Origin of the sequence: uncultured Christiangramia sp. (assembly GCF_913046405.1) — a bacterium.
Classification (GTDB): domain Bacteria; phylum Bacteroidota; class Bacteroidia; order Flavobacteriales; family Flavobacteriaceae; genus Christiangramia; species Christiangramia marina.
Genome location: NZ_CAJWRQ010000129.1, coordinates 1 through 6,389 on the forward strand (window position 1 = coordinate 1; position 6,389 = coordinate 6,389).

6 protein-coding genes and 1 tRNA gene are annotated in these 6,389 nt (G+C 35.9%); 3 read left to right on the forward strand and 4 right to left on the reverse strand.

The features are described from left to right. The first annotated feature begins 287 nt into the window (after nucleotides 1-287). Entirely contained in the window at nucleotides 288-464 is a 177-nt protein-coding gene (locus QZ620_RS12990) for a histone H1 (protein WP_141878309.1), read from the forward strand. Nucleotides 465-776: 312 nt separating this feature from the next. Here the strand turns inward: QZ620_RS12990 and QZ620_RS12995 are convergent, their stop codons facing one another. From QZ620_RS12995 to QZ620_RS13010, 4 genes are all read right to left on the reverse strand, one after another. Continuing rightward, entirely contained in the window at nucleotides 777-1,343 is a 567-nt protein-coding gene (locus QZ620_RS12995) for a PAS domain-containing protein (protein ID WP_295182409.1), read from the reverse strand. Between the two features lie 11 nt (nucleotides 1,344-1,354). Beyond that, entirely contained in the window at nucleotides 1,355-3,049 is a 1,695-nt protein-coding gene (locus tag QZ620_RS13000) for a ribonucleoside-diphosphate reductase subunit alpha (RefSeq protein ID WP_295182411.1), read from the reverse strand. Between the two features lie 35 nt (nucleotides 3,050-3,084). Beyond that, nucleotides 3,085-4,059, reverse strand: a complete 975-nt coding sequence (locus QZ620_RS13005; protein WP_295182414.1) for a ribonucleotide-diphosphate reductase subunit beta — start codon at nucleotides 4,057-4,059, stop codon at nucleotides 3,085-3,087. Between the two features lie 465 nt (nucleotides 4,060-4,524). Continuing rightward, a tRNA-Ser gene (locus QZ620_RS13010) sits at nucleotides 4,525-4,609 on the reverse strand. A gap of 218 nt (nucleotides 4,610-4,827) precedes the next feature. On the opposite strand from QZ620_RS13010, the gene QZ620_RS13015 reads away from it, so the two are divergent. Beyond that, a complete protein-coding gene (locus QZ620_RS13015) occupies nucleotides 4,828-5,454 on the forward strand; it encodes an SGNH/GDSL hydrolase family protein (RefSeq protein ID WP_295182417.1) in 627 nt (208 codons plus the stop codon). A gap of 194 nt (nucleotides 5,455-5,648) precedes the next feature. Further along, nucleotides 5,649-6,389 (forward strand): M28 family peptidase (locus tag QZ620_RS13020; protein WP_295182420.1); only part of this gene is annotated, 741 nt, incomplete at its 3' end.

A 6,389-nucleotide genomic window follows, 5' to 3' on the forward strand; every position in this document is an offset into this window, starting at 1 on the left:
TCAATCAATGGCAGAGATGTTGTGAGTTTTGTATCGGCAATCACCGTCTCTGTAAATAATAATAAAATATACACGGGAGAACAGTTCCATAACAAAATATATCGGTAAATATTTATAATTATATCAAATTAAATATCCAATGTTCACTTAATTAAAAAAGCGCCTTCGGAATAATCAGGTTTAACCGAATCATATTCATCGCCAATTGATGCTACGAAAAATACAGGAAGAAGTCCGCATCCCGGAAAAATCTTCTATTTTCGCACATTAACCTAAAAATCTCAAAAATGAAAGAGCTAGTTGAAAACATTCAGTCAACATTTGAATCATTCCAGACAGAGGCCAATACTCAATTAGAGAGTGGTAATAAAAGTGCTGGAACCAGAGCAAGAAAAGCCTCTTTGGAATTAGAAAAACTTCTAAAAGAATTTCGTAAAGTCTCTGTTGCAGAATCAAAAAAGTAAACTAAAAACCTCCTGAAAAGGAGGTTTTTTTTATTAAATAGAAGTTTAAATCTGCCTCCAAGCTTTATTATTAAGATTCCAATAACATTATCCTAGAGCCGTACTTTGAAAGCTTTCTGGGGAAGTAACTTCGATTGCCTAATATTATAAAATACAACGTTCTACCTTGTGCAAACATGTCTGAAACTTTATTCCTATAGTTTCTTCCAGAATATTTACTTTTTATTTGTCACCTGCTAAATATAGCAGTAAAAGAAGGCATTTCATCTATCAAATACAAAGCTGTACCGCCGAACTTAATAACATTGTGATTCATCTCACCTTTTGTTCAAATGCCAGATAATGGGTTGTATTATCGTTAAACAATGGGATTACCTTGATCTCACAATTGTAAGCAGTTCTATCCTTCTTATAGTTGATAATGATTTCTTTAAATGGCTTATTCTGAGCTATCTTTTCTCTAAATCTTAATTTTGCCGCTAAGGAAGTATTTTCTCCGTGTAAAAATTTAGGACTTTTATTTATTGCGAAATTTTTGGAATAGCCAGTCATTTTTGTGAATCCGTCATTCAGCCAGATTATTTTTTGGTTCAAATCTGTAATGACCAAAGCCTCATATTCATATTCTTTGAAGGCCAATTTCAAATCATTCCTCCATCTGAATTTCTCAGCTAATGCATAAACTTGTTTAATTTCTGAAGATTTTCTGGCATCGCGTATTTTCTTTTGATAACTATCCATAAAAATATCCCAACTTACCAAAGGTCCTCTTTTCATTTTAGAAGGATCTATTTCATGTTTAATATTATCATATTGTTCTTTTGATAATCCGGATAAATATATATCCAGACATCTCATATTGTAAAGATTATTTTTCATGATCTAATTATTTATGCTTCACAACTGGAACAACTTACAATGTCTGAGACAAACTCTTTAGAAACACTTTGACTTCTCTGGTAGTACAAAGTCTTAACCCCGAGTTTCCAGGCTTCGATCAGTAATTTATTGACCTCCCTTACAGGTAAGCCTGAGGGAATATTCAAATTGAGACTTTGAGCTTGATCTATAAACTTTTGGCGTATGGAAGCCTGCTGAATAATTTCTAACTGACTTATCTCTTTAAAAGTTTTAAAAACATTTTTTTCCTCTTGAGTCAGCGTGTCTAAATGTTGAATACTTCCGTGATTTAACATGATGCTCCTCCAAGTATCTTCATTATCAAGACCTTTTTCAGCTAACAATTCTTTTAGATATTTATTCTTACGCATAAAGTTTCCTTTTGCCAGTCCAGCTTTATAGTAATTACTGCTAAACGGTTCAATACCGGGGGATGTTTGTCCAAGTATTGCTGAAGAGGAGGTCGTTGGTGCGATGGCCATTAAGGTTGTGTTTCTCAATCCATAGCCTTTGAGAATTTCCGGTTCTCCATAAATCACGGCAAGTTCCTTACTTGCCTTAGTTGCTTTAACACTAATATCTTCGAAGATGTTGTGGGTAATTCCCTTTGCCTGCATTCCTTCGAACGGGATCCTTTTCTTTTGCAAATATGAATGCCATCCCATAGCTCCCAATCCAAGGGCACGATGATTTTTAGCAAATCGGTTTGCCGAAGCCAGATAGTGATTCCCTTCAGTTTTGGCGATAAATTCCTGTAAAACTCCATCCAGAAAATAGACCGCAAGTTTTACAGCTTCCGTATCCTTCCATTCGTCGTATAATTCTAGGTTCATGGAAGAAAGACAGCAAATAAATGATTCATCTTCCGTAGATGGTAATGCAATTTCGGAGCATAAGTTACTTGAATGTATCGTTCTGTTCTTATCTTTATAAACCTGTGGCTTAAAACGGTTGACATTATCCTTAAAGAGAATATAGGGAAGACCTTTTTGCTGCCGACTCTCTAAGACTTTGGCCCAGATTTCACGTTTATCCATGTCCCCTTCTATCATTTCCTGCATCCAGTAGTCGGGCACACAAACGCCGTTGAATAAATTCTGAATGGGATTACCGATATTTTTGATTTCTAAAAACTCTTTTATATCTGGATGATCTATATCCAAATATGCTGCAAATGCCCCACGGCGTACACCACCCTGAGAGATAGTATCCATAGCTGTATCAAATAGTTTCATAAAACTAGTTGCACCACTACTTTTACCATTATCAGTTACCGCGCTTCCTCTTCCTCTTAGTTCTCCAAAATAACCGGAAGTACCTCCGCCTATTTTGGTTTGCATGATGACCTCTCCGAGTTTATGGGTTATTCCCTCAATATTATCTGGCACATAGACATTAAAACATGAAATTGGTAAGCCGCGCTCAGTTCCCATATTTGCCCAGATAGGAGAACTTAAACTCATCCAGCCACGCTCAATCATTTCGATAAAGGCTTCTGCTAATTCTGGCTTATACAATCTTTTTGCTGAAGCGTTGGCTATACGCTCAATAGCAGACTTAACGGTTTCCCCCTTTAAAAGGTAGCCCCTGTTTAATATTTGCTGACTTTCATCATTAAGCCACCAAAGTCTTTCTTTAGTAGTGTCACTGTCAATCAATGGTTGAGTTTTCACAGTTGTGGTCATAGTGTTATCGAGTTTCTCCTAAAATTGAATAAGGTTTAAAAAAGGTCTGCCGCAGTAATACTTTTATCGTGTTTAGTATACTCCACTGGGCGTCTAGCGAAGAAATCATCCAGACTGTTTGCGAAAATCTCTTCTTCAAACCATAGCATTGGTTGGTATTCTTCAGTCGAGATGTTATAAATTTTTGATAATCCTATGCTCTGTAAACTTTCATCTAATCTGAATTTCATAAAGTCCATCAGATTTTTTTTATTGATGTTTTGTAACTCCCCAGTTTCGAAGATCCAATCAAGAATTTCTTCTTCAACCTCAATTGACTTTTTGACGATTCCTATGAGTTTCTTATTTAGTTTTTCATCAAAATAATCTGGACATTCTTCACGAATTTGATTGATAATATAGATACCCGCATTCGCGTGAATTTGTTCATCTACTGAAGTCCATGCAATAATGTTACTGATATTCTTCATCACACCCTTAAAGCGATTAAAAGAAAGTACAATTGCAAATTGACTAAACAGGGATACGTTTTCGATTAAAATTGAAAACAATATTAAAGAAGAGACATAGTCCCTGGGATCATCTGCCTTACTATGTTCAAGGGCTTCAGATAAATATTTGATTCTGTTTTTAATTGCCGGGACTTCCACTACTTTCGCAAACTCGTTATTATAGCCTAAAACTTCTAAGAGTTGAGAATAAGCCTGTGAATGTCTAAATTCACATTCAGCGAATGTACTTCCTAGTCCGTTAAATTCTGGTTTTGGTAAGTGCTTATAAAGATCGCCCCAAAATGACTTTACAGCGATCTCGATTTGCGCTATCGCCAGTAAACTTTTTTTGACCACATCTTTTTCGCTAGTGGAGAGGTAGGTATGAAAATCCTGAACATCGGCTGTGAAATCTACTTCTGAATGTACCCAAAAGGATTTGTTGATAGCATCTGTAAATTCCAAAATTTTAGGATATTCAAACGGCTTGTAATTCAGCCTCTTGCTAAAAATACTCATAATGCTTATGTATTAATGTTAAACAAAAGCATAAAATGGAATGGAGAGGAAAGTATCGAGTAAGACCACGAAATAATCCAGGACCATTACTTTTTATGCGAAAGTAAAAGTCATTAATTCGAAAAGGTAGTCTGACTTATAATCCAGAATCAGGATTATTTACAGTTGCGCAACAGTTCATGAATTTCACATGATTCCCCTTGAACATCGAATTAACTAATAGTTGTAAACTTATAAAGAAAGATACGTTGATCTTTCAATTAGACTCTAAGTTATCAACACAGTTTTACACATCAAAAACTGTAGTAAGATTTTGAAAGTAACTTAAAATTAGAAAACAGCTAGTAAATAGAAGTGAAAAAAGACCAAACAACTAAGAATAGAAAATAAAAAAACACCCAATCTGAATAGGATTGGGTGTAAATTTAATAACAACATTCTAAATATATTAGTCCGCTGTCTTTGCGGAGAAAGAGGGATTCGAACCCCCGGAGGTGTGACCCTCAACAGTTTTCAAGACTGCCGCATTCGACCGCTCTGCCATTTCTCCGGAGCGCCTCATCAGCTATTTGCTGAATGCGGGTGCAAATATAACAAGCTTTTTCAATTTATAACAACTAATTTCTAAACTTTTTCTACTTTTTTCGTAGCCACTTCTAAATCAGCCAATTTCATATCAGGAATTTACTTTAAAAAATTCAGCAGAAGTATTGGCGTCTATTTTTATTTCCTTTTCTTTCAGTCATCATTAGATATTCTAAGAGAAAAATGGAGCAGGACTGGGCAACTTTAAATAGGTATCGCGAAGAGAACAAAATAATTTTACAAAGTTCAATATGGCCAGAAGTAGTTTTTATGGGCGATTCAATTACAGAAGCATGGGCTAATCTTCATCCAAATTTTTTTGATACCAACAATTATCTTGGTAGAGGTATTTGCGGCCAAACCACTCCACAAATGCTTATAAGATTCACTGCAGATGTACTGGATTTGAATCCAAAGGCAGTGGCAATTTTAGCAGGAACTAATGATATCGCCGAGAACACAGGTATCTATTCCTTCAAAATTATTACCGATAATATCCAAGCCATGGCCTACCTGGCAGAAAAGAAAAATATTAAAGTTATACTAAGTTCGGTGCTTCCTGTCCACGATTATCCATGGCGACCCGGCTTGAAACCTATTTCCAAAATAGAAGAACTGAATGCCTGGCTTCAGAATTTTGCGGAAGAGAATGGATATGTCTACCTCAATTATTATGACTCTTTGCGTGATGATAGCAAGGGACTGCCGAAAAAGTTTTCTGAAGATGGAGTTCATCCTAATTCCACCGGACATCGAATCATGGAGACTTTAGCTATAAAAGCTATCAAAAAGGCGTTAAGCAACCAGTAGAAAACGTCGAAAATTCTTATCTACAATAGTCTGCATTAGTAAAGAAATTCTTCAGAATCTTGTAATTATTTCAGGAAGTACGCAATTCAATTTAAACCTTTTCAAATCATCTTAGTCTATTCACTAAGGGACATTCATATCCTTTGCATGGAAACCGCTATATTGGCGGCATTAACGAAAAACTAATTTACAATATGAAAAAAATTTGGTTTCTGGCCTTACCTGCACTTTTGGCCGCATGTAGCGCTCATAACAAAAAGATCGAAAATGCAGATCCTATGGAATATGCGAATACGATCACTTCCGAAGAGCTTAAAGAGCATCTTTACACTTTTGCGAGTGATGAATTCGAAGGTCGTGAGACTGGAGAGCCTGGGCAGAAAATGGCTGCAGAATATCTTAAAAACGAATATAAAAGTCTTAACCTGCCTTCTCCCATTGGCGGTGATGACTATTACCAGGAAGTACCAGTAAGCTATTTTAGAAGAGGAAATGTAAAACCTACAGAAAATGTTGTAGCGTTTTTAAAAGGTTCTGAAAAGCCTGATGAAATTCTAGTCATTTCTTCACACTACGATCATGTTGGAATGGACGATGAAGGAAATGTTTATAATGGTGCAGATGATGATGGTTCTGGAACCGTTGGCGTTCTTGAAATTGCTGAAGCTTTTGTTGAAGCCAGTAAAGATGGATACACTCCAAAACGTTCTATTCTTTTCCTGAATGTAACTGGTGAAGAAAAAGGACTGGTTGGGTCTAAGTTTTATACAGATGAGCCAATTTTCCCGCTCGTGAATACCGTAGCAAACCTTAATATTGATATGATTGGTAGAATCGATCCTGATCATGAAGGGAAAGACGATTATGTGTATCTAATTGGAAGTGACAAGCTTAGCACAGATCTTCATGAATTAAGTGAGAACGTAAACACTAAA

Coding starts and splice junctions, on each gene's coding strand:
- QZ620_RS12990 (WP_141878309.1), top strand. CDS start 288: ATGAAAGAGCTAGTTGAAAACATTCAGTCAACATTTGAATCATTCCAG.
- QZ620_RS12995 (WP_295182409.1), bottom strand. CDS start 1,343: ATGAAAAATAATCTTTACAATATGAGATGTCTGGATATATATTTATCC.
- QZ620_RS13000 (WP_295182411.1), bottom strand. CDS start 3,049: ATGACCACAACTGTGAAAACTCAACCATTGATTGACAGTGACACTACT.
- QZ620_RS13005 (WP_295182414.1), bottom strand. CDS start 4,059: ATGAGTATTTTTAGCAAGAGGCTGAATTACAAGCCGTTTGAATATCCT.
- QZ620_RS13015 (WP_295182417.1), top strand. CDS start 4,828: ATGGAGCAGGACTGGGCAACTTTAAATAGGTATCGCGAAGAGAACAAA.